Origin of the sequence: Rhodopirellula sp. MGV (genome assembly GCF_002251265.1) — a bacterium.
GTDB classification, from domain to species: domain Bacteria; phylum Planctomycetota; class Planctomycetia; order Pirellulales; family Pirellulaceae; genus Stieleria; species Stieleria baltica_A.
This window is the reverse complement of record NZ_NPDI01000001.1, coordinates 142473-164591: the sequence shown is the minus strand read 5'-3', so window position 1 is coordinate 164591 and position 22119 is coordinate 142473. Positions and strand designations below refer to the sequence as shown.

Genomic DNA, 22119 nt, shown 5'->3' with positions numbered 1-22119 from the left:
AAGATGGGTATCAAACTGACAGTTGGAAAGCTTCGTGACGCTTGGATGGAATATTCCAAACAGAGTCGCGTGATCAGTCAGTTCCCGGGCGGTAAACCGATCTTTATCGGCGGAACTCATCGCAGCGGTACGACGTGGTTTGCGAAGATGCTTGCCGAACCGGGGCTCTGGTACATCCACGAGCCATACAACCCGAACAAAGGGTTCTGGCACGAAGAGTTCTCGTACACATCGATCAACGAACGCAGCTCCGAGATTGATCGCTACATGACGGGCCTGCTCCGCGGTCGCTACCGAAGCACGTCTTTGAACGCGAACACTGATCATGCACTTATGCCGCTCCGATTGTTGCGGCCAACGATCCGTCGGGTAATGGTCAAAGATCCTTTGGCGTGCCTGCTCTCAGGTTACTTCACCAAACACTTCGACTTTCGAACGATCGTCTTGTTTCGCCATCCGGCGGGTTTTGTTTCAAGCGTTCTACGACTGGGATGGCCGATCGGAAAATTCATTCGTTCGTTCTTGAATCGATCAGACCTTTTGGATGACCATCTCGCTCCTTTTCGATCGTTGATGGTGAAACACCAGGATGGACAGGACGCTGCGGCAGCGACCGTCCTGCACGGTCTACTGAATACCGTGATGTGGAATCAGGTTCGGCAAAACAGCGCAATCACCTGGTATCAGTTCGAAGACTTGTGCCGGCAACCGATCGAAAGCTTTCGCGAAATCCACGCCACTCTGGGTTTACCCTACGACGACTCGACGCTTCAACGTCACGAATCGCTGTGCTTTCAAGGACCGAGTCGGCCTGACGCTTATCACACACATGCGGTCGCTCGCAGAAGCTCGGCGATGGCAGATAGCTGGAAACAGCAACTGAGCTCGGATCAACAACGAATGATCCGAAACGTTTGGGATGAATTCGAAATCCCTCTTTATCACGATGCGATGGAATGGACCTGTCGCCCACCAAAACTGGAGACGTCCGTTGTTTGATCTAGCTCCCCCGATTCCAACCGTTCGCATTGATTGCTACGGGATCAAGATCCCGCAAGCATCGTTGACCATCGATCTTGATGGCACTCACTATCAGTTTTGTCTCGGAAACGCGGGGCGCACGAACGAGTCGTTTCATGCGGGCCTTTTTGTCAACCAATCGGCATACAACGATGCCGCGCTGCGGTACCCGCAAAACAGACGATTCGCGGCGTTGATCGAAAGTCCGATCAACCCTTGCTTTGACGACTTGGATCTTTTGGCAAAGCGATTCGATACCGTCTTTACCCATCAAAGCGACTTGGTGTTGTCCAACCCGGTATTCCAACCGTTGTTGTTTGGCACCAACTGGATTGGCGTCCATTCTGACCAAGACTCGCTTGATGTCTTGAATGACCACCCTGACAAAACCAAACAAATCTCGTTTATCGGTAGCATTCAGCACGACGATATCGGGGCATACCAATTCCGACGAGAAATCGCGAACCGTTGTTTGGAGAACGCTGATATCGACTGCTTTGGAAAAGGCATCCGGCCGATTCCAACCAAAAACGTTGCACTTCGTTCGTACCGATACTCGATCGCGATGGAAAACGCAGTCGCCGATCTGTACTTTTCCGAGAAGTTGATCGATTGTTTGCTCTCTGAAACCGTACCGATCTACTACGGTTGCCCAAGTATCGACACGCTTTTTGATCGACGCGGGATGCTGTGCTTTGATTCGCAAGATTCGCTTTCCGACTGTTTGGAACGAGCGACCGAAGCGAACTACGAAGCGATGCGTCCCTACATTCTTGCGAATAAACGAAAAGCAATCGAACAGCGTTGGCATTCGCACCACGGCTTGCTTCACCGTCTCGCTTCTGTCCTACCTGAAAACCTTCGCGACATGCCTGCGTTGGAGATGCCAGCGTTCGTCAAAAGCCGATCGACGCTTGCAAGGTTGTCCGCCGTCGTGCGTCGTGAAATCCGCCACAATCCGATTTCGAAACAGATTCAACGTCGAACCGCATCATGACGACTCACGTTCCGTCATCAGCGTCAGCACCATTTACGCCGACATTCGCGCCTTCATACGTTGATCAGGCACGTCCGGAGTCGGTTGGCTTTCGATACGTCTTCTGCGTCGGAATGCGGCGTGGCGGATCAACGCTGCAATCTCAGCTCGTCGCCGCAATATTAGGCGATCAACCTGTTCATTTGGTGTCCCCCGAATCGATCCATTCCTTTCTGGCCCAACAATCCGATCACGCCAAACCAGCGATTGCCAAGCTGCATCGCTACTGTCCAGAGATCGCCGAACTTGCCCGAACCGGTCAAGCCAAAATCGTTTACGTGTATCGCGATGTTCGGGACGTCGTTGCATCAATCGTTCGCAAATATGACCTGCCCGCGTTTGCATTTGTCCATGGCGGGTTGCAGCAATTACTTGCTGAGTACAACGATTGGATATCCGTCCCAGGAATCCACGTCGCCCGCTATGAATCGATGATCAGCAACCTTGCCGGTGAAGCCCATCGACTGGCAAACTACCTTGGATGCCCGATCAGTCCACGCCAAGCGAAACGTCTTGAGCAGCGTTTCAGCGTTGAGAACCAACGCCGTTCAATCGCCAATGCGACAAACCAATGCGGTAGTGGCGGTAATACCTACGACAAGATCACACTGCTGCATCCCAACCATATCCAAACCGGTGGGACAGGCAACTATGCCAACGAATTGCCCCGCAATGTGATCGCGGCTTTGGAATGGCAATCACGGTCATGGCTTCACGACCATCAATACTCGCTTTCATGCAGCCGAAGTTACCAGTGGATCGCGCACATGCGATTCCAACTTCGTTCACGTCTACACCACATGTTGCGCGGGCGAGGCACATCGTCAACGTGAACGCCGTTTTAGAGAATCGAACCCGCCCGGCGTGCCCTCCCACAACGCCGATCGTGGGGCTGGTGTCGACCATTATCCCGGTCTTCAATCGCGCAGTGATGATCGTTGATAGTGTCGCGAGTGTGCTGGCACAAACCTATCGACCGATCGAAATCATCCTTGTCGATGACGGTAGCGATGATGAAACACCAGAAGTGTTGGCAAAACTTCAACGCGACTTTCCTGACGAGGTACGGGTTGTCACTCAACCCAATGCAGGACCCGGTGCAGCTCGCAATGCGGGGCTCGCGATCGCACGTGGTGAATTCATTCAGTACCTCGATAGCGATGATCGCCTGCACCCGGACAAATTTTCGGTTCAGGTGCGTCAACTTCGATCGGATCCGGCAGCGGGTGTTTGTTACTGTGTCACAAATCGCATGGATCCGACGACAGGTAAAATGACGGCCTGGGCAGAAACTGACAAAGTCATCGACCAACTTTTTCCAGCGTTCCTACCGAAGCGCGGATGGGCGACGTTGACGCCGCTATGGCGGAAAACCGTGTGTGACGCGATCGGTCCCTGGAAACCGCTGCGGATGATGGAAGATTGGGAACACGATCTGCGCGCGGGACTGTTGGGCGTGCGCCCCGTCGCTGTCGATCAGACGTTGTGCACAGTAATCGATCATGACCAACCGCGTGCCAGTGGAATGGTCGCAGGTATGACGAGCGATCGAGTCAACAGTTTGTTTCAAGCGCACCGATCCGTTTGGTACGAGATGAAGCGAATCTCGAAAACCGATTGGGATTATGTCGCGAACTTTAGTCGAACGATGTTCTGGATCGCGAGGCTTTGCGGCGAACGTGGACTTGTAAGCGAAGCCGAAGCGGCGTTGGATTTGACCGACGAGATGACGAAGCTCAATTCGCAACCGTCAGCGACTCATCTGTTTCGCAGAATTAAGCGATGGTTGGGATGGAAAGGTGCCGTTAAAACGGTCCAAGCGATTCACCAAATGCGAAAGGTGGCGAATCGATGAGCGCTGCAGAATCTGAATTGCGACCGTTGGTTTCTGTCGTGATGAGCTGCTTTAACGACGTCGCACACGTTACCGATGCGATTCGCTCGATCCAGGCACAGACGCTTTCCCAATGGGAGATGATCGTCATCGACGACGGATCGTACGACGGAACGGAACGGATCCTCGAAACGCTTGCGGAACAAGATTCGCGATTGAGGGTAATCCATCAACCCAACACCGGTTTGACGCGTGCATTGCGAAGCGCATGCGATGTCGCGCTCGCGCCGCTGATTGCACGTCAAGATTCCGATGACGTTTCTGCACCGACGCGTCTTCAACGACAATTTGAACTGTTTCAAAGCTGCCAAAGCATCGGATTTGTTTCTTGCGAGGCTCGCTACTTGGGCCCCGGAGGTGAGCACCTAACGGTGGTGACGCGACCGTCAGATCCAGACGAGGCAACGTCGAGGCTACTGAACGAAAAGCTTGGTCCTCCTGCCCACGGAACGATGATGTTCCGCAAATCCGTCTATCAATCCGTAGGCGGTTATCGCGATGCGTTTTACTACGCACAAGACACTGACCTTTGGTTGCGGATGGCAGAGGTTTCAAAGATTGCCTATGTCAACGAAACACTCTACGACTTTCGGTTTTGGCCAGGCAGTTTGACTGGGTCGGGGCGAAACGTTCAAGCGAAATTCGGAGTCTTTGGCCAACGTTGCCGGGCGGCAAGAGTCGCCGGCCAAGATGAAACGCCGATTTTGGAAGAAGCCGAACGCCTTTCGCAACAAGTTCGTGCGTCGCGGGCTCGCAACAACACGATCGAAGCGCCGGTACGGGATAATCAGTCAAAGCTGAATTATCTGGTCGGATCACAACTGGTCAAGAATCGCGACATCCGTGGCCGAAGGTACCTGCAACGTGTGATCCATCACAATCCACTTCATGCGAAAGCATGGGTTCGTCTGGCACAATCTTGGCTGCAGCTGGACGCGAGTTCCGCTGTCACCACGTCAGTGCCACGAATGCAATGAACGCCCCCTACGATCAAGCAGCACGAAACGCGACACCTTTACCAGAAGGCCCGTTGCGGATCTTAACTGTCGCGAACGTTCCTTCCAATCCGAACAGCGGCGCCGCAGGTACTGTCTTTCACACCAACCGTGCATTCCGTGAACTTGGACATCATGTCGAAGAGATCTGGAGCGATCGACTTGGGCCACGAAGAATCAATCACGGCAACCTGCACTCGCTGCTCGAGCAACCACGGGCCTATCGCCGTGAGATTCTGAAAGCGACCCGGAATCAACCTTTCGATGCGGTCCTGATCAGCCAGCCGCAAGGATACCTCGCGGCCAAGGCACTCAAACATTCCGGTTTTGAAGGCGTCGTGATCAACCGCAGCCATGGGTTAGAACTTCGAGTCGACGAGGTGCTTCCACACTGGCGACGTCGAATGGGTTTTTCCAGTTCTCGCCATCCCGTCTTGACCGGTATGCTGCGACCGCTGTTGCAACGTCAATGGGCCGAAACGCTGAAATGGTTCGACGGGATTGTCTTGCCGTGCGTTGATGACCGCGAATTCTTGGTATCGCGTACCCGTTGTGATCCGAGTCAATTGGCGACCATTCATCACGGCGTTCCAGAGTCGTTCTTAACAGAACCGGTCTTGCCGATGACGGCGAACCGTCGAAACCGAATGCTGTTCATCGGACAGCACTCGTTTATTAAAGGTCCCGATTTGTTGGTCGAGATCGTTAATCAAACACTAGCCGCTTCACCCAACATGGAAATGACTTGGGTGACGTCCAAAGAAGACCACCAATGGATTCGGGAACGCCTTGCTCCTGAAATTGCCGATCGCGTGACTTTGCAGGGCTGGGTGTTGCAAGTCGAGCTTCTGCCACTACTCGATTCACACGGTATTTTTGTCTTTCCATCATTCTTCGAAGGCGCGGGAAAGGCCTGTGCCGAGGCTCTGGCCCGCGGCATGCTTGTTGTCGCATCGGAAACCGGTGGAATGCGTGATCACCTTCGTGAAGTGATGCCCGATGGATTGTGCCAAGTTGGTGATACGGAAGCCTTCATCAAGCGAATCTTGGCGTTTGCGAATAGCGATGCGATCAATGTCAACCGACTAGCAACTTCGGCTGCTTATTGTCAGAAATTGACTTGGGCGAATTGTGCACAGCAGTTGGTTGCTTTTTTTCGTCAGCAAAAAGCCGCAAACCGGAATTTCCGTTCGAGACACCGAACTGATCGCAGGCGCTCGCCGTGACATCGATCGTGATTCCCACCTACGGTCGTGACCAAGTTCTGATCGATACGGTCCAGGCTCTTCTTGATCTGCGATATCCGGCCAAAGAGATTCTGGTCGTCGATCAGACCCCCGAACACGATGAAGTGGCCCACCGACAACTGTCTTGCTGGAACGATGCGAACTGCATTCGATGGATCCGAAGGGAAACACCGTCGATCACCGCGGCAATGAATGCCGGCTTGCAACAAGCAAACTCGGACTTGGTACTGTTCCTTGACGATGACATCCGGCCAAGGTCGGAGTTGGTTCGTGTTCACAGCGACGCCCACACACAATGTCCCAATCTGTGGGCGACGGTTGGGCAAGTCATCCAGCCCTGGCAGCAACCCGAAGACATCGCGGCACCTCGAGAACTATCCGGACTTCGGATCGACGACGATTTTCCGTTCCATTCGACACGTGAAATGCCGGTCCGTAATGTGATGGCGGGAAACCTCTGCGTGAACCGCAACAGAGCGATCTCGATTGGCGGATTTGACGAACAATTTGTCGGTTCCGCATTTCGATTTGAAACTGAATTTGCCAGGCGTGTCAGCATCGCCGGAGGCGAAATGCGATTTCTTGGAAGCGCCGGTATCGACCACTTGCGAGTCGATCGCGGCGGCACGCGCAGCCACGGCAACCACCTGACCAGCGCAGACCCTCGCCACGGGATCGGCGATCATTACTTTGCGCTGTTGCATGCGCCATCTAAGAGCACGGCGCATCTTTACTGCGCCCGACGTATCGCACGCGAAGTTCGTACAAGGTTCCACATGACCCACCCTTGGTGGGTTCCCGTCAAGGTCATTGGAGAGTGCCGCGCTTTCTTTGCGGCCAAGCGACTGATACGACAGCGACAAACGTAGCAACGGAGCTGATGCGAGTTTGTTTTCCTAAAGTTACCTTCGATCAAGAAAACGAATGGCCGAAGAGAGGAAAAGCCGCGCCGGATACCAAGCGTAAAAACACTCATCGCGATGCGTTCGAAAGATGAAACTCGCCTTTGTCACTAGCCATCCGATTCAGTATCAAGTTCCGATCTTTCGGTTGTTGGCCAATCGTTCCGAGATTGACTTCACCGCGTTGTTCGCGATGGTGCCCGGTGCGAAGACACAGGGTGATGGTTTCGGTGTCGAGTTCCAGTGGGATGTTCCTCTACTGGATGGCTACCGTTTCGAAGTTCTCGACAATATTGCCAAGTCTCCGAGTGTGACGCGTTTCTCCGGTTGTGACACGCCTTTGGTCGGCGAGACGCTGCGGAAATTGAAAGCGGATGTCGTCGTGGTCAACGGCTGGGTTGTCAAAACGTGTCTTCAAACGTTGAAAAGCTGTCGGCAGATTGAGATTCCCTGCCTCGTCCGAGGAGAAGCCAACCGATTGCGTCCACGCCCATGGTGGAAACGTGCCTTGCAGCGTCAATTGGTACGCCGCTTCAACGGATTCTTACCAATCGGCGGTGAGAATCGACGGTTTTACAAAAGCTATGGGATCTCCGAAGAAGCAATGTTTGACGCCCGCTACTGCGTCGACAACGACCGCTTTGCGGCGAACGCCGCCTCAATACGCACCGAGCGTGAATCGTTGCGACAGCGATGGTCGATCCCTACCGAATCGACTTGCTTTCTGTACTGTGGAAAGTTCGAACAAAAGAAGCATCCGATGGAGCTGCTTCACGCGTTTCGCCAAGCTGCATCGCGACAGACACCGAATGCTCCGATGCATCTGCTAATGGTTGGTGACGGCGAATTACGAAAGGATTGCCAGCAGTATGCGCAGTCGCACCAGTTGCCAGTCAGTTTTACTGGTTTCCTGAACCAATCCGAAATCGTCGCATCGTATGTTGCAAGCGATTGTTTGGTGTTGCCATCCGATCACGGTGAAACTTGGGGATTGGTGGTCAACGAGGCGATGGCATGCGGATTGCCCGCGATCGTCAGTGATCAGGTCGGTTGCCACAGCGACTTGATTCGACAAGGTGAAACCGGATTCGTATTTCCCTTTGCGGATTGGAACGCGCTGTCCGAATCATTTTGCCATGCCAGTTCGGCAAAGGTTGATTTGGCACAATTGGGGCATCAGGCATTCCAACTGATCCAAGACTACTCGCCTCGTGCCGCGGCCGAAGGAATCGTTGACGCTGCCCGTTGGGCACGTCGATAGGTGACCACACAGATGCGCGTCTGTTTGGTTGATACCGCTCTGCCAGATTCTGTTGGCAGCATGCGACACTATGCGGACATGGTCGAACGAGCATTGCTCGAGCGCGAAGACATCGTCGTCTCGCGAGTTTGTGTAGCAGATGATGTTTCGCAGATCCCGCCGATCCTTCGTACGGCAAAACATCATTCACAGACGGTCCGACATGCCAAACGTTTGTCGCGGGAGTGCGATGCTGATTTGGTGCATATCCTTGACGGTAGCCACGGCTATCTCGCCAAACACTTTGCCAAGCAAGCGGTCGTGGTTACCGTGCACGACATGATTCCGCTGCTTCAATCAAAGAAGCATTTCGCTGTGCCGCGTCCGAACATGATTTCTCGGTTGATCGTCCGACAAGCCGCAACTGGGCTGTCCCACGCCGACCACTTAATCTTCTGTAGCGAATCAACTCGCAGCGATTTCCATCAGCACGTTGGAAAATCAAAGGCTTCTGATTCGGTTGTTTACCCGCCGCTCGAATCCTGCGGGCGGAGGATTAAAAACCGCGATCACGCCGAACAAAGAATCTGCCCAGCCGAAACGCCCTTCATCTTTCACATCGGAAACAACGGTTTCTATAAAAACCGCGTCGGTGTGCTACGGGTGTTCGCGATGCTTTCCGACAGGTTCCCACACAAGTTACTAATGGCAGGACCGGAACCAACCGCAGAGTTGGTTTTATTGGCAAAGCAGTTGGGAATCGATAAACAGGTTCAATTCGTCATCAATCCGACAAACGAAGAAGTCTTTGCCTATTACTCTCACGCAGCAGCATTCATTTTCCCGAGCATTTACGAAGGATTCGGTTGGCCGCCCATCGAAGCGATGGCATGCGGTTGTCCGGTGATCTGCAGTGACGGCGGATCATTGGCCGAGGTCGTTGGGGATGCGGCATACGTCGTCCCGCCAAAAGAGGAACACTTAATGGCGGACGCGTTGGCTACGATTCTTTCCGACGATTTAAAGAGACAGGAATTCATCGACAGGGGGTATCGTCGCGCCGCGGAGTTCACATTGGAACGCTTCGCGGACCAATTGGATAATGCTTACATGGAGGCGAGTCGAAATCGAAATGGCATAGCCTGGCGGCGTGCCAGTATTGCGGGCAACAGTTCACCATGATCACGATTGCATACCTTGGATGCTTGGGCATTGCATGTTTGGTTGCTCTCACCGATTGGCGCAAAGCGATCTATTGGGCGATCGCTCTGGATTTTTTGCGTGATCCGGTCCGCAAGATGACGCCGGACGAACCCGTTCTCATCACAGTCAGTGTACTCGGGTTATGGGCGGTGATCACATTGGCTGCATGGTCTCGTTCAAGGCGTCAAATCGAACAAGCCTTAAAAGAACATGCCAAGATTCTCTATGCGTTTCGGCTATTGATTATCGCAATCATCCCTGGCTGCGTTTTATCGCTCGTGTTGTACCAGGGCGGCTACAAAATGGTGGCCTTGGGAACGGTGTCGTACCTGGCTCCATTTGCCGGAATCGTTCTCGGATACCTGATCTCGCTACGGCCTAAAGAGCTAGGGCGAATCTTTCAGTTCTATTGTCTTGTCAATGGGATCGCATTGATCAGCGTGGTCGCAGAATACTGTGCGACCGACTGGCCGGGTCTTGGCGGGATGCGAGGGATGAACTGGATCCGGTACAGCGGCGGCGAGATAGTGCAACTGATCGCCGGTTGGTATCGCAGCCCGGACATCATGGGTCTGCACGCAGCTCAAGTCGTGATGTTCTCTCTGACGCTTGCCCTTCAACAACCGAAGCGTCAATCGCCATTTTGGCTGCTACTCTCGGGCTTTGGCTGCCTCTGCCTGTTGCTGTCGGGGCGTCGCAAGATGCTGGGGATGCCGCTGGTGTTTGTCGCAACATTGGGCCTACTTTGTTACGGACGAAAAATTTTGCGATTCCAGCGCGTGATCATGCCAGTAGTGATGGCCAGCCTTTTGCTTGGCGGGATCTTTATGGTCGCGACCGAAAAATACGTGAGCACCGAATACACGAATTTCGCCGGCACGATGTTTACACAAGGTGCCGAACGGTACCAAGAATTGGTGGGCGGTTCGGTCCACCATACGATTTCGCAATCCGGCGTTGTCGGATCCGGGATCGGCACTGCGACTCAAGGTGCGTATCACTTGATTGACCAGAAAGGGCTGCGTAGCTGGCAGGAAGACGGCGTCAGCCGAGTCTTCCGAGAGCTTGGAATCTTCGGCGTGATCTTTATCTTTCTGGCCGGTGTTAGCTTGATCCGCGGAATGGGCGGTGCAATTGCCGTCGTCCCACGAACATGGCACGGGGCGGTGACCCAGCTTGCCATGATTGCAATCGTTGTCGCCAACTTGGCGTCGTTTACCGTGTCGCACCAGCAATATAGCGGTGACCCTTCGTCGGGGCTTTTGGTTCTGATTTTGTTGGGTATGACGCTCGGTGTCGCATCCTTGGCACGAGTCAACTTTGGGACACAGCGACGAAGCTTCTCAACCGAGTTGCACCCCGAACGCGACTACACGATGCCTTGGGGAGCGATGCCAACTTGACCGAGTGCGGTGACCGAAAATCGACGGCATGCGACGGGATCGCTGATAATCGCCGGTCTCGCAAGTGGACTCGATTGGAACTGCTGGGGCGGATGCTCTGGGCGTTGGCCGGACCACTGTTCCGCTATTCACCACGTCCCTGCTGGGGGTGGAGACGCTTTCTGCTGCGGCGATTTGGTGCCCAGATTGGACACGAAGCTCGTATCGATCCATCGGCGAGAATCTTTATTCCGTGGAATCTCGCGATTGGTGATTGGTCGTCGCTCGGCTTCGACTGTTTGATTTATAACCTGGGGCCGATGACGATCGGCGATCGGGTGACAGTCTCGCAGCGTTCGCATTTATGTGGCGGAACGCACGACTATTCCGATGGGGCGCTACCGCTGATTAAATCGCCCATCACGGTTCAAGACGACGCCTGGGTTTGTGCCGACTCGTTCATTGGCCCAGGGGTTACCATCGCAACGGGTTGCATCGTTGCGGCAAGGGCGGTAGTGATTCGATCAACCGATGCATGGTCGATCGTTGGTGGACATCCCGCCAAGAAGATTAAACCGCGTGAACCCTTGGTTCGTCCACCGCTTGGTTCGTTGGCGGATTTGTAGGAAGCAGTGCTTTGTGTCGATCGACACAGCTTTCGGCGAGCATTGATTGTGCCAGCTCCCACTTTTTTGTCACGATCATCTGTTCATAGCAGGCCATCATGCGGCAAAACTGCAGCCCTGCTGCGCCGTCGAGAAAGCCCCGCTTGAAGAGATACTGGTAGCAGAATCGAAACGCCGCGCGACAAGGCAAACGTCGCGAAAAGGCACGTAGTGCAGCCCGACGCTGGCTCGGGTCACGAGCTACCAGTGCTCTAAAATCTAGGTTTGCCGCTTCTTGGCACTCTTGCCAGGCCTCTCGCTGTGCGTAGCGAATGTGCCGGTCCCACCAATGTTGGATCCCGCGGCTGAACGGCTGGTGGACAAACGGCTCGACAATCGTTTGGACTCTACCGTCAACCGAAGGTACAGGGACTTCACCGTGTCCGGAATCTTCGAATCTTGCGCGTCCGTTTCGGACGAGTCGCATGATCCAAACAGGATACCCATCGCTGTAGCGCAGCCAACGGCCGGACAACATCGTCTTGCGGCACATTTTGAATGCGGCCGTGTCGTCGTTCACGCTATTGAGAGCGTTCTCGATCGCTTCGGTGAAAGCGGGCGTGCACGCCTCGTCAGCATCCAACATCAGCACCCATTCATTGCGCAAACGCGCGTGCTTCAATGCCCAATTGCGCTGACCGGCGAAGGTGTCGAATCGATGGGTGATGACACGTGCGCCCGCTCTCTCTGCAATTGAAGGCGTATGGTCGCTGGAATAATCATCGACCACCACCACTTCGTCCGCCCAACTTAGCGAATCGAGACAACTCTGAATGATATGGGCCTCGTCTTTGGCAATGACAACCACGGAGACGGAGGTGAGGTGGGACATGGCTGATCACAAAGTCTGAACCGATTGATCGATTGTCGCGGCAACAGTTCTATTTCAGTCGCCACACGGAGTACGTCATCGATCGACGAGCACTTCGGTCCGAAATTCCTTGTATACCGATTGGCAACGATGTCGGTTCACCCTCGAACAGAACCCATGCGATTGACCTATCTGGCAACCGACCCGTCGCTTGTTGTCTGGGTATGATGGTGTCGAACGTGGCACCAGTCCACTCACGTTCTTGGCTTCGATCAACACCTCGTTATCTTGAGCGGCATTACCACCTATGCCTTCCGACGAACGGTTTTGCGTCCTTCGCGAATTCGGTGATCAATGGTCGGCCGTCAGCGTACAAAGTCTGCTTGCCGGTGCAGAAATCCGTTCGCACCTCACCGGCACTGATCCCGGTACTGCCCTTAGCATGGGAGGCGCGCCGACCGACAGTCTTGTGCGAATTCAAGTCGCCGCAAAAGACTTCGATCGAGCCGACGAACTGCTCCGTCAACATGAGCAGGAACTGCTCGCAAAGGAACCTTGGCTATGTGCACGCTGTGACGAGCCCAATGAAGCAACTTTCGAATACTGCTGGAATTGCCAAGCGTCACGCTCCGATATCCCTGTCCCCAAAAGTAGTAGCAGCGTTTCTTCAGCATTCGCCTCCGCCAAGGTGCCCAACGAACCCTACTCGATCCCACTGACGAATCACAGTCGCAAGCGGCTTTCGTTAAATCCTTATGAAGCGGCTGAAGTTGTCGAGTCAATTCCCAACCGCGACTTTACAATCGACCACGAAGCCACAACCGAAGCTTACGAGGCCGCATTGCGTCGTGCACTTTTGGCATCCATTTGTACGATCGTATTGCTGACACCGATTAGCTGCTTGCTTCCGTTGTACCTACTCGCCAATTTGCCGCCGTGTCCGAACGGTGTTCCAAGGCGAAAACTCAAACTTGCGTTTATCTGGTTCAGCACCTTGCTAGGGTTCTTGTCGGGGAGCTTTGTCAGTATTTGGATGCTGGGAGCGTTGTGACCGTGGATACCGATCGAGTTTGACCGGATATAATGCCACAGATGGATTCCCGCCTCTCCCCACACCAATCCTCCCCAATACCGATGAAAACCACAGCCACTCTGATCGCCTTGTTTTGCATGGCGCTGTCAATGTCTACCGCACATGCCGAGAACACGTTGCGGGTGATGAGTTTCAACCTTCGCTATGGCAAAGCAAACGACGGAGAAAATCATTGGGACAAACGCAAGCCGTTTGTCGCGACAGTGATCAACGACTTCTCGCCGGACCTGATGGGTACACAAGAGACGCTCGACTTCCAAAAAGACTTTGTACTCGAACAAACCTCAGGCTATCAGTATTTCGGTCGGTCTCGGATGAACACGCCCAACGAACACTGCGGGATTTTTTATAAGTCCGACCGCTTCGTGCAATTGGCAGGCGGGCATTTTTGGTTGAGCGAATCACCCGAAGTCCCTGAATCAAAAAGTTGGGATTCGTCGCTTCCACGTATGGCAACTTGGGTGCTACTCCAAGACAAACAGGGATCGGATCGACCAATCCTGTTTGTGAACACGCACTTTGACCATCGTGGCAAACAAGCTCGCTTGGAATCCGGCCGATTGCTGTCCGAACGGATTGGACGATTGGCAAAAACCGCAAACGATCCGTTGATCATCGTCACTGGCGATTTCAATTGCGATGCAGGTAGCGAGCCATACCAAGCACTCGTCGATAATGAATCGCTGAAAGATACCTACCGCGAAGTCCACGTTACCGAGCGCAGCGACGAAGGCACCTTCAACTCTTGGGTCGGAAAATCAGAAGGTGCACGGATTGATTGGATTGCGGTCTCGAAAGATGCCACCGTGAAAGACGCCGAAGTTGTGCGGACATCCTTTGACGGTCACTTTCCATCGGATCACTATCCGATCACCGCCACGATCGCACAGTAACGCATTGTACAGGCAGATGACGGACGCGTGACCACGTCCGTCAAATTGGTTATCGGTATTGCTGCGAAGCGACAACGAACTCGTATTGGTCGCTGCTCGTTTGGCATTGGAATACGGTTTTCTGGATGCTCTGCGGAAACGACTTCAGATTCGTTTCGCAATGCTCGCGTTCGAGATCAGCAAGCAAGACTTCGAGTTCTGGCGGGACAAATCGAACAACGTGGCGTCCCTCAGTTGAGATTTCTGCTTTGGCGAGAAGCTGGCGATCAAAACCAGAAAAGATCGTTTGCTTGGCCCAAGAAAAGTAAAGCCGTTTCTCGGTTTTGGGCTGAGCGTTGACGGTGCGTTTTGGCTGCTTGGACAGCGAAGAAGCTGATTCGATGTGGTTTTGACCACCGCCGAACACTCCTAGTTCGATTCCGAAATAGTCCAATTGGGCCGCGTAATCATCTTTGTCCTGACTTTCAAATCGCAGCTCCCACCGCTGCCATCTAGGCACAATGTCATCGTCACCTTCGCCGGGCCCGATACCCCGCAATGTGCTTCCGTCCTTTCCATCGGGGCGACCGCGTTTCGATAAGTTTTGCCCCATCGCCTGCGACTTTGGCAATTCCGCAGCGATACTGGACACCAACACCAGTGCCTCGGTGAAACTTGGATCCTGTAGGTCGCTAACTTCCGTCTCGGACGGCAATTCGAAGCCTTGATCGACTCCTAGTGCCGCGTGACTTGTTTCCATCCGTTCTATTTGGCTGACGGCGTGAATTCGCTGACCTTCACGGGAACACAACCAAAGGACGAACAGTGTCATCACGCCAATCGCTAGTAAGAGCAACCAAGTGGTCAGCCAAGATGAAATCGAATCGAATCTGCTGACCCGCATCGTCGATGGAGCGGATAGATTCGGATCGGCTTTCGAGCTAAACGGGACTGCACACACCATCTCACCTCGGTGATCATGTTGTCGATGTTTCCATCAACGAGGGCGATTACTCTGGTAGTTGGCGAACATGTAATCCAGACCGCATCTCTCAGATGTGAACTATTGTGTGACCTGGTGATACTTCGCGAGATTTCCGAGAGCTTCGTCCAAAGTCACGATGCGTGCGTAGCGATCACGCAGCGTTGCCAAGGAGGCCTCGTGGAGTTCCTTAGTCACGGTCGCACAGCAGTCCTCGACCACGGTCACCAGATAGCCAAGGTCACACGCATCGCGAACAGTCGTTTCGACACATTCGTTGGTATAGACGCCGACGACATAGAGCGCTTCGATACCAATATTCTTCAGCACATAGTGCAAGTTGGTTGATGAGAACACACCGCTGGCAGTCTTGTTGATAACGATTTCATCGTATTCGTCTTTCGGGCCAACGGACTCGATGAAGTCCGCATCGCGTGTGCCAGGTGCTGCCAACAGCCCCAATCGTCGATGGCCTTTGCTGCGGTCACGGCCATCGCGTGTCAAAGACTGGATACGGGTGTGGATGACTTCTAATTGGTGCTCGCGAAACGCATTCTGAATTCGCTGCACACCTGGCAAGACCAGTTGATCAAGACGATTGAAGTAGTACTCTTGTGCTTCGGGTGAAACGCCGTGCGAAGTCGCATCGCGGAAGACGCCATGTCCTCGTGCCGCATCAAGGTATTGCAAATCAATGCAGAGCAACGCCACGTTGCCTTTTTTAAGAAACGTCTGCTGAGCGGGATTTTCGACGAAGGCTTCGTGATAGACATCGCGAAGCGGATCGAGGTGTTCAAAATCGGATTGGCCGAGGTTCATCGCTGTCACTTTCAAAAGGAATCAATCTCTCACTGCGTTTCCAGTCCTGGCGTCTAGTCTGCCATCGACAGAATCGCATGTAGCATCAAGTTAGCGCCGGCTTCGATGTCGGACCAGGCCGTCCATTCGGCGGGCGAGTGGCTTTGACCTTTTTTGCTGGGGACAAAGACCATTCCGACGGGCACAATCCGTCCCATGATCTGCGCGTCATGTGCGGCACCGCTGGGCATCTTAAGATACGATAGCCCCAAATGATTCGCCTGCTCGATGACTCGATTGACAATAAGATCGCTGCATTTGACGGGCTGTAGGTAACTCATCTGTTCAAAATCGAACATTAAGTTTCGTCGTCTTGCGATCGCCGACAGGGCCTTTCGAAGTGCGGCGGCAAGTTCGTCGAGCACCACTTCGCTCGTATCGCGGACATCCAAAGAGAATTCGACCAATCCGGGAACCGTGTTCGCTGCCCCCGGCATAATCTGAGCTTTTCCGATCGTCGCTCGACTGCGATCGCTGCCGTTTTCTTCGAGAATCCTGGGCAGTTCGTTCGCGAATTCCGCCAATCCCATGAACGCATCATTGCGCATGTCCATTGGAGTCGTTCCCGCGTGGTTGGCTTCGCCGCGCAGACGGACGGCCCATGTGAAAAGCCCAGTGATTTCGTCGACGATCCCAACGGGCTTTTTCAATCGGTCGAGTACAGGACCTTGTTCGATATGCAATTCCAGGTAGCCGGCAATGGATTCCGGATCGCGTGCCGCATCCAGCGCATAACGTGCGTCGTAACCGTGCCGTTTTAGTTCGTCCGATAGCAGAATCCCGTTCAGGTCTTTCATTGTGGCGACGGCACCAGGATTCATTTGCCCGGCGACGGATTGCGAACCAAACATTCCACCGAAGCGGCCCTCTTCGTCGCTGAACGCAATCAGTTCGACATCGCGTCCGGGCCGAATGCCTTGCTCTTTCATGCATCGTAAGCATTCCAATCCAACAACGACCCCCAGAGTGCCATCGAGAGCACCGGCACAAGGAACGGTATCGATATGCGACCCGACCATAATGCGTGGCTTGTCGTTTCCGGATTCAAGCACTGCCGAGATGTTGAGCGCACCATCGAGCTGCGGAGTCAATCCGGCGGCTTTGATACGGTCTTGCAGCCACTGTTTGCCTTGCATATCGGCATCAGTAAACGCCATTCGATAGATCCCTTTGTCAGCGGGATCACGACCGAGTTCGGCGAGTTCGAGAATGTCCGTCTTGATGCGTTCCAGTTGGACACGAAGCTGCTTTGTTGCGGCAATGCTCATCAATCCACTACAGGCAGAGGAAGCCCTTCGACATATTGGCCGTGCAGCAAATGCAATTGAAGGGCATGGTTCATCACGATGTCATTTCGTCGAGCGATTGTGCCGTCCGTTTCCTGCCAAGCGTCGTCGATAAACTGGTTCAGTTTTTTAGCATCGAAAATGCCAAGGTCGGAAACACGCTGTGGCGTCATCCAATGATCAATCATTTCTTGGATCGCTTGACGTTTGACCGGATCGGTATGGGCGGGCGGCGCCATGAAAGCGAACTTTTTGCGTTCGTAAAGTTCGCGTGGCAACACGTTGACCATCGCTTCGCGTAGCACCCATTTTTCGACGCCGTCGCGAATACGAACTTCAGGCGGAATGTTGACGGCATACTCGGCGACATGGTGATCCAAGAACGCCGGGCGTGCTTCCATGCTATTGGCCATGTCCATCCTGTCCCCACCCCAGGTCAAGATTTGGCCTTCGAGCATCGTTTTGCTCCAAGTGTACTGCGAAATATCCAATCGATGCCGCCCACGTACCTGGGCTGGATCAATTGCCTTGGCGACTTCTCCGACCGGATCATACTCGGCAAGCATGTCTTGCAACGATGACGATAGCAGTGGGCGAACACGCTGGAGAGTCAACATCCAAGGCTGAATCCAGGACGGCGTAAATCCACACAGATCCATCCAGTCGGGATGCTGCAGGTCTTCTTCAGCCAAAATCGCACCCGCGAAAATGCCACCCTCGTCGTCCCGCCCTAACCAATCGCGTTTAAAGAACGGGTATCCGCCAAACAACTCATCGGAGCCTTCGCCGGTCACGACCGCTTTGTAGTTGCACGCCCGCACGCGACGACTCATGTGCCATTTGGCAACCGCAAGTGTGTTGTAAAACGTTCGCTCGGCATGCCAAGTCGCACGTTCGAATGCGGGCCCGTACAACTCTTTTTCGGTGAGTCGCAACAGTTCCTGTTCCGCACCGGTACGTTCGGCCATCAACTTGGCGATATTCGATTCGTCGTAAGCATCACTATCAAAAGCGATCGTGAACGCCTTGACCGGTGACTGCTGGAGTGTCGTTGCGAGCCCAAGGATCGAACAACTGTCGATGCCGCCGGAAAGGTAGCATCCCACTGGGACGTCAGCTTCCAAGCGAGTCGCGACGGCATCAATCAAACGTTCTTTGACACCAGCAACATACTCATCTGGATTCGGGTTTGGATCGTGACTGGTTGGAAATTCGAGGTCCCACCAACGCGTTTGCTTGGCAACCAACCGGTCGCCATCACGTTGCACGATCAGCATGTGCCCTGGAAGCACTGCCTTCACGCCTTCGAATGCCGTGGTCCCGGGCACCATGACTTGCATCATTTGGTGCAGAGCGACCTTGGGGCAGAGTTTCGGATCGATGTCGGGGTGCTTGAGAATCGATTTGACTTCCGATCCCCATGAAAATCCGTTGTCATTGATCGCGTAGTACAGCGGCTTGATGCCGAAGCGGTCACGTACCAGGATCAATCGTTGTTCACGATGGTCATACAACACGATCGCGAATTCGCCACGCAGTCGATCGACGAATGACAATCCGTGTTTCAAGTACAGCGGCAACGCGACGGCGCTGTCGCTTTTCCCTTGGCAATCGAGTGACTCGCATGCCAATTCAGTACGCAGCCGTTTGTAGCCATACAATTCGCCATTGACGGTGATCGCGTAGTCGCCGTCGGCAGATTCGATCGGTTGGTGTCCATGATCGAGTCCGACGATCGACAGACGCGTGTGTCCAAGCGCCAACCCTTGTTCGACAAACAGCCTGCTCCCGCGTTCGTCGGGTCCACGGTGATCGAGGACATCGAGCATCCCATCGAGGACAAACCGCATCTCGCGTTCGTTCGTTCGGGACGGATTCCAAAAACCGGTAATTCCACACATAAAACTGAATCTTGAGAATGAATCTAGATACCGCTGACGCGATCAAGTCGGTCAAGCACAGCGGTCAAAAGGGCCTGACGCACAAACACGGCGCCGGCCGCCTGGGCAAAGTAAAGGTTGTGACAAGTGTCGTCCAAATCGGTCGACAGCTCTTCGTTCCGAGCAAGCGGATGCATCACCACCGCATTCGGTTTCAGCCTGCTGTTGCAATCGATGCGATAGCGGCTACCGAGATTCCGATAGCTATCGCCTAGAAAGGCAATCGAATTAACATACGCAACGTCCAGTTCTGGGATTACTTCGCGGACGTCGTTCGTGATTTCTAATTCGATAGGCGACTGCTCGATCGGCTCAGTCAAATCCAAACCGACGGGATCCGCCATTTCAGAAATCAGCGTGATCTTTCGCACCGATCCGGTGAACATCAGCGAGATCCGCAAGAAGCTTTTCACAGCGCGCATCGAACCAGGAGTTCCGATGATCCCAAGGTGAATCCGCTTCTCTTCGGGGCAGTCCTGACGGACCAATTCCGGACGCCATTTCAGCAGTGCATACCAATCGATCAATGCTTGCGTCGGATGATGCCCGCTTCCATTGCCGGCGTTAATCAACGGACGTTGCAGATTCTTTCGAATTTCATCAACGCTATCCGTGTCGGGATGCCTCATGATCACGACATCGCCATAGGTATTGAACATCTCGCCGATGTCCGCCAGCGATTCGCCCTTTGCAATCCCAGTGACCTGTCCGTCTGGGACGGACAAAACCTTTCCGTCGAGTCGCAAGACAGCGCTTTCGAATGAAAGTCGTGTTCGCGTACTCGCTTCAAAGAAAGCCGTGATCGCGATCTTTCCGTCAAGCGGCTTATCGAGTTCGACGTTTCGAGACTCCAACAACGCGGCCAACTGCGAAAGCGCAACGACGGTGCGGCGATCGAACTGACGGGGATTGAGTATCGATTGGCCGGCGAGGGCTTCGAGTGCTTCACGGTCGATCTGCTGATTGCAAAAATCGAGCAGGTCTGAAGGTTTGACCGTGAGCCCTTTTGAGTTGCTCGCGTGGCTGGCAAGCGAACCTTTCGCCGTAGGGCTGTTAGCCGAGGATCGGTTTGAATGTGGAGCAGAAGTCATTGAGTCGGTCTCACCAAATCCGTTTTTCTTTCATGTCAGAGATCAAAAACACCATCAATCCAACCGCGCCTGCGATGCAGAGCGCGATGCCGCCTATCACAATCAACTTCAAAAACCAAACTGAGAAAATCATTGTTCGTCTACCGCCCCTTCATCCGCACTGTCAGAACTCGTTACGGGCCCGGCCAACGAATCGAAATCGAACTCGTCAGGCCAAATCATAGAAGCCGCGACAAACACCATTCCGCTCGTTGCCGCCCCAATCAACGACGCGGTGAACCAACCGATCGCGTAGTAAGCGATCAATCCGGCAGCGCTGCCGATGATCATTGAGGCACACGCAGCAACAGGACTCGCCTTGCGGAAATACAAGCCGCCAACAATTGGCCAAAGACAGCTTCCGACCATTGGGCCGGCGAAAAAGAGCACGGTCGCCAAAGTCCCATAGTTCGGAATCGCCAACCCCCAGGCTAGCGCACCTAGTCCGATGACGGCAACGGACGACCAACGTCGCTTCGTCTGGTCGCTAACCGCACCAGCACAAAGAGGTTCTGCCATATCGTTGACAATCAGGTCACCAGTCGCTGCGAGCAAACTGTCGATACTCGACGCAAGCGAACAAAAGACCACGATGAAAACCATCAATGCGCCGCCAGATCCCAACAGCGTTGCGGCAACGAGTGGGCCGACCGTGTCTGGTTGACTGATTCCGATACCGAGCGCAGGAGCGGCGAGCCCGAGAAAGCCCGCGACCACTGGAACGGGAAGCCAAATCAGGCCGCCTAGTGCGTACGCTTTGGGGCCAACGCCTTCTCGCATCGCGAACGCTCGGCTCCACCAAACGTTGCTATGAAAGATCTCGCCGAACGCGAATAACATGTTGTTGAACAATGCCATCAGGGCAGCCGGGAAAAAGACGTCCAGCAACATCGGACGCTCTTCCTGCAGCGTGTGGTGCACTTCGCCCAGACTGACCTGCGTGAGCACGGCAATCGCGACCACGACCAGTCCGACCAAAATGATCAGGCTTTGAATGAAATCCGTGCCGATCACCGCGTACATACCGCCAAACAGCGTGTACATGACACACACACCAAGCACCACCGTCATGCCGACTTCATAGGGAATTCCCGACAGGACGTGCAACAACTTTCCGCCAGCCATCGTCATCGAGACCAGCCAGGTGATGGCATAGAACAGCGAAATGATCAGGAACGGAACAGATCCCAGCTTGCCATAACGCTGACGCACAAACTCGACCGCCGTGTAACCGTTCGGCATGAGCTTGCGGATTCGCCCGCTCATCGGCGCAAAAGCGAACAGCCCGAAACTAGCCGTGCAATAGGCGAGTGCTCCCCAAACCCCAAGTTGCAATGCAAACTGCGGTGCCAACATTGTTGTGTTGGACGTAATCCATGTTGCCACTGCGGTCGCAGTGGCGAGGGCGAGGCCGACATTTCGCCCGGCGACGGAGAACCCATCAAAAGACTTTGCCTTGCGGCCCCACCATAACCCGAGACCGATCCAAAGCACACTAAAGACGGCTAGCAAAACGTAGCCCGCCTCGGCACTCAAGATCGTCCCATCCGATCCTGCTGCCAT

20 protein-coding genes are annotated in these 22119 nt (G+C 54.1%); 13 read left to right on the top strand and 7 right to left on the bottom strand.

Annotation, left to right across the window (positions count from 1 at the left end; all coding sequences use genetic code 11):
- Positions 1-3: 3 nt before the first annotated feature.
- The 11 genes from CGZ80_RS00485 to CGZ80_RS00435 all read left to right on the top strand — a co-directional run bounded on the left by CGZ80_RS00485 (position 4) and on the right by CGZ80_RS00435 (position 11545).
- Positions 4-999, top strand: coding sequence for a sulfotransferase (locus CGZ80_RS00485; RefSeq protein WP_158222492.1), 996 nt, complete (start codon positions 4-6; stop codon positions 997-999).
- Positions 920-2017, top strand: a complete 1098-nt coding sequence (locus CGZ80_RS00480; protein WP_146043044.1) for a glycosyltransferase family 10 domain-containing protein — start codon at positions 920-922, stop codon at positions 2015-2017. Before CGZ80_RS00485 ends, CGZ80_RS00480 begins: the two co-directional genes overlap by 80 nt.
- A complete protein-coding gene (locus CGZ80_RS00475) occupies positions 2014-2889 on the top strand; it encodes a sulfotransferase domain-containing protein (protein WP_094410810.1) in 876 nt (291 codons plus the stop codon). The genes CGZ80_RS00480 and CGZ80_RS00475 overlap by 4 nt, the downstream gene beginning before the upstream one ends.
- A 62-nt stretch (positions 2890-2951) precedes the next feature.
- Complete coding sequence (locus CGZ80_RS00470; protein ID WP_158222491.1) at positions 2952-3911, top strand: glycosyltransferase family A protein; 960 nt, start codon at positions 2952-2954, stop codon at positions 3909-3911.
- Positions 3908-4927 (top strand): glycosyltransferase family 2 protein, encoded by a 1020-nt coding sequence (locus CGZ80_RS00465; RefSeq protein ID WP_094410808.1) that lies wholly within the window; start codon positions 3908-3910, stop codon positions 4925-4927. The genes CGZ80_RS00470 and CGZ80_RS00465 overlap by 4 nt, the downstream gene beginning before the upstream one ends.
- Complete coding sequence (locus tag CGZ80_RS00460) at positions 4924-6171, top strand: glycosyltransferase family 4 protein (RefSeq protein WP_158222490.1); 1248 nt, start codon at positions 4924-4926, stop codon at positions 6169-6171. Before CGZ80_RS00465 ends, CGZ80_RS00460 begins: the two co-directional genes overlap by 4 nt.
- A complete protein-coding gene (locus CGZ80_RS00455) occupies positions 6168-7061 on the top strand; it encodes a glycosyltransferase family 2 protein (RefSeq protein ID WP_094410806.1) in 894 nt (297 codons plus the stop codon). Before CGZ80_RS00460 ends, CGZ80_RS00455 begins: the two co-directional genes overlap by 4 nt.
- 124 nt (positions 7062-7185) lie before the next feature.
- On the top strand, positions 7186-8355 hold the full coding sequence (locus CGZ80_RS00450; RefSeq protein WP_094410805.1) for a glycosyltransferase family 4 protein: 1170 nt from the start codon (positions 7186-7188) through the stop codon (positions 8353-8355).
- On the top strand, positions 8356-9516 hold the full coding sequence (locus CGZ80_RS00445; RefSeq protein WP_094410804.1) for a glycosyltransferase family 4 protein: 1161 nt from the start codon (positions 8356-8358) through the stop codon (positions 9514-9516).
- Entirely contained in the window at positions 9513-10940 is a 1428-nt protein-coding gene (locus CGZ80_RS00440; protein WP_094410803.1) for a hypothetical protein, read from the top strand. The genes CGZ80_RS00445 and CGZ80_RS00440 overlap by 4 nt, the downstream gene beginning before the upstream one ends.
- On the top strand, positions 10937-11545 hold the full coding sequence (locus tag CGZ80_RS00435) for a hypothetical protein (protein WP_233148144.1): 609 nt from the start codon (positions 10937-10939) through the stop codon (positions 11543-11545). Before CGZ80_RS00440 ends, CGZ80_RS00435 begins: the two co-directional genes overlap by 4 nt.
- On the opposite strand, the gene CGZ80_RS00430 is transcribed toward CGZ80_RS00435, so the two are convergent.
- Positions 11490-12416, bottom strand: coding sequence for a glycosyltransferase family 2 protein (locus CGZ80_RS00430; protein WP_094410802.1), 927 nt, complete (start codon positions 12414-12416; stop codon positions 11490-11492). The two genes, CGZ80_RS00435 and CGZ80_RS00430, sit on opposite strands and share 56 nt — an antisense overlap.
- Before the next feature lie 286 nt (positions 12417-12702).
- Here CGZ80_RS00430 and CGZ80_RS00425 point away from each other — a divergent pair, with 286 nt between their 5' ends.
- On the top strand, positions 12703-13446 hold the full coding sequence (locus tag CGZ80_RS00425) for a hypothetical protein (RefSeq protein WP_094410801.1): 744 nt from the start codon (positions 12703-12705) through the stop codon (positions 13444-13446).
- 131 nt (positions 13447-13577) lie between these two features.
- On the top strand, positions 13578-14381 hold the full coding sequence (locus CGZ80_RS00420) for an endonuclease/exonuclease/phosphatase family protein (protein ID WP_233148143.1): 804 nt from the start codon (positions 13578-13580) through the stop codon (positions 14379-14381).
- A 49-nt stretch (positions 14382-14430) separates the two neighbouring features.
- Here CGZ80_RS00420 and CGZ80_RS00415 read toward each other — a convergent pair whose 3' ends face one another.
- The 6 genes from CGZ80_RS00415 to CGZ80_RS00390 all read right to left on the bottom strand — a co-directional run bounded on the left by CGZ80_RS00415 (position 14431) and on the right by CGZ80_RS00390 (position 22119).
- Positions 14431-15264 (bottom strand): hypothetical protein, encoded by an 834-nt coding sequence (locus CGZ80_RS00415; RefSeq protein WP_094410800.1) that lies wholly within the window; start codon positions 15262-15264, stop codon positions 14431-14433.
- A gap of 159 nt (positions 15265-15423) precedes the next feature.
- On the bottom strand, positions 15424-16161 hold the full coding sequence (locus CGZ80_RS00410) for a cysteine hydrolase family protein (protein ID WP_094410799.1): 738 nt from the start codon (positions 16159-16161) through the stop codon (positions 15424-15426).
- A gap of 53 nt (positions 16162-16214) precedes the next feature.
- A complete protein-coding gene (locus tag CGZ80_RS00405; RefSeq protein WP_094410798.1) occupies positions 16215-17468 on the bottom strand; it encodes a Zn-dependent hydrolase in 1254 nt (417 codons plus the stop codon).
- Positions 17468-19387, bottom strand: coding sequence for an asparagine synthase (glutamine-hydrolyzing) (asnB, locus tag CGZ80_RS00400; protein WP_094410797.1), 1920 nt, complete (start codon positions 19385-19387; stop codon positions 17468-17470). Before asnB ends, CGZ80_RS00405 begins: the two co-directional genes overlap by 1 nt.
- A gap of 23 nt (positions 19388-19410) precedes the next feature.
- Entirely contained in the window at positions 19411-20517 is a 1107-nt protein-coding gene (locus CGZ80_RS00395) for an aspartate carbamoyltransferase (RefSeq protein WP_094410796.1), read from the bottom strand.
- A gap of 129 nt (positions 20518-20646) precedes the next feature.
- On the bottom strand, positions 20647-22119 hold the full coding sequence (locus CGZ80_RS00390) for a sodium:solute symporter family protein (RefSeq protein ID WP_094410795.1): 1473 nt from the start codon (positions 22117-22119) through the stop codon (positions 20647-20649).

Coding starts and splice junctions, on each gene's coding strand:
- CGZ80_RS00410 (WP_094410799.1), bottom strand. CDS start 16,161: ATGAACCTCGGCCAATCCGATTTTGAACACCTCGATCCGCTTCGCGAT.
- CGZ80_RS00450 (WP_094410805.1), top strand. CDS start 7,186: ATGAAACTCGCCTTTGTCACTAGCCATCCGATTCAGTATCAAGTTCCG.
- CGZ80_RS00390 (WP_094410795.1), bottom strand. CDS start 22,119: ATGGCAGCAGGATCGGATGGGACGATCTTGAGTGCCGAGGCGGGCTAC.
- CGZ80_RS00440 (WP_094410803.1), top strand. CDS start 9,513: ATGATCACGATTGCATACCTTGGATGCTTGGGCATTGCATGTTTGGTT.
- CGZ80_RS00430 (WP_094410802.1), bottom strand. CDS start 12,416: ATGTCCCACCTCACCTCCGTCTCCGTGGTTGTCATTGCCAAAGACGAG.
- CGZ80_RS00480 (WP_146043044.1), top strand. CDS start 920: ATGAATTCGAAATCCCTCTTTATCACGATGCGATGGAATGGACCTGTC.
- CGZ80_RS00425 (WP_094410801.1), top strand. CDS start 12,703: ATGCCTTCCGACGAACGGTTTTGCGTCCTTCGCGAATTCGGTGATCAA.
- CGZ80_RS00475 (WP_094410810.1), top strand. CDS start 2,014: ATGACGACTCACGTTCCGTCATCAGCGTCAGCACCATTTACGCCGACA.
- CGZ80_RS00395 (WP_094410796.1), bottom strand. CDS start 20,517: ATGACTTCTGCTCCACATTCAAACCGATCCTCGGCTAACAGCCCTACG.
- CGZ80_RS00405 (WP_094410798.1), bottom strand. CDS start 17,468: ATGAGCATTGCCGCAACAAAGCAGCTTCGTGTCCAACTGGAACGCATC.
- CGZ80_RS00415 (WP_094410800.1), bottom strand. CDS start 15,264: ATGCGGGTCAGCAGATTCGATTCGATTTCATCTTGGCTGACCACTTGG.
- CGZ80_RS00460 (WP_158222490.1), top strand. CDS start 4,924: ATGAACGCCCCCTACGATCAAGCAGCACGAAACGCGACACCTTTACCA.
- CGZ80_RS00420 (WP_233148143.1), top strand. CDS start 13,578: ATGTCTACCGCACATGCCGAGAACACGTTGCGGGTGATGAGTTTCAAC.
- asnB (WP_094410797.1), bottom strand. CDS start 19,387: ATGTGTGGAATTACCGGTTTTTGGAATCCGTCCCGAACGAACGAACGC.
- CGZ80_RS00485 (WP_158222492.1), top strand. CDS start 4: ATGGGTATCAAACTGACAGTTGGAAAGCTTCGTGACGCTTGGATGGAA.
- CGZ80_RS00465 (WP_094410808.1), top strand. CDS start 3,908: ATGAGCGCTGCAGAATCTGAATTGCGACCGTTGGTTTCTGTCGTGATG.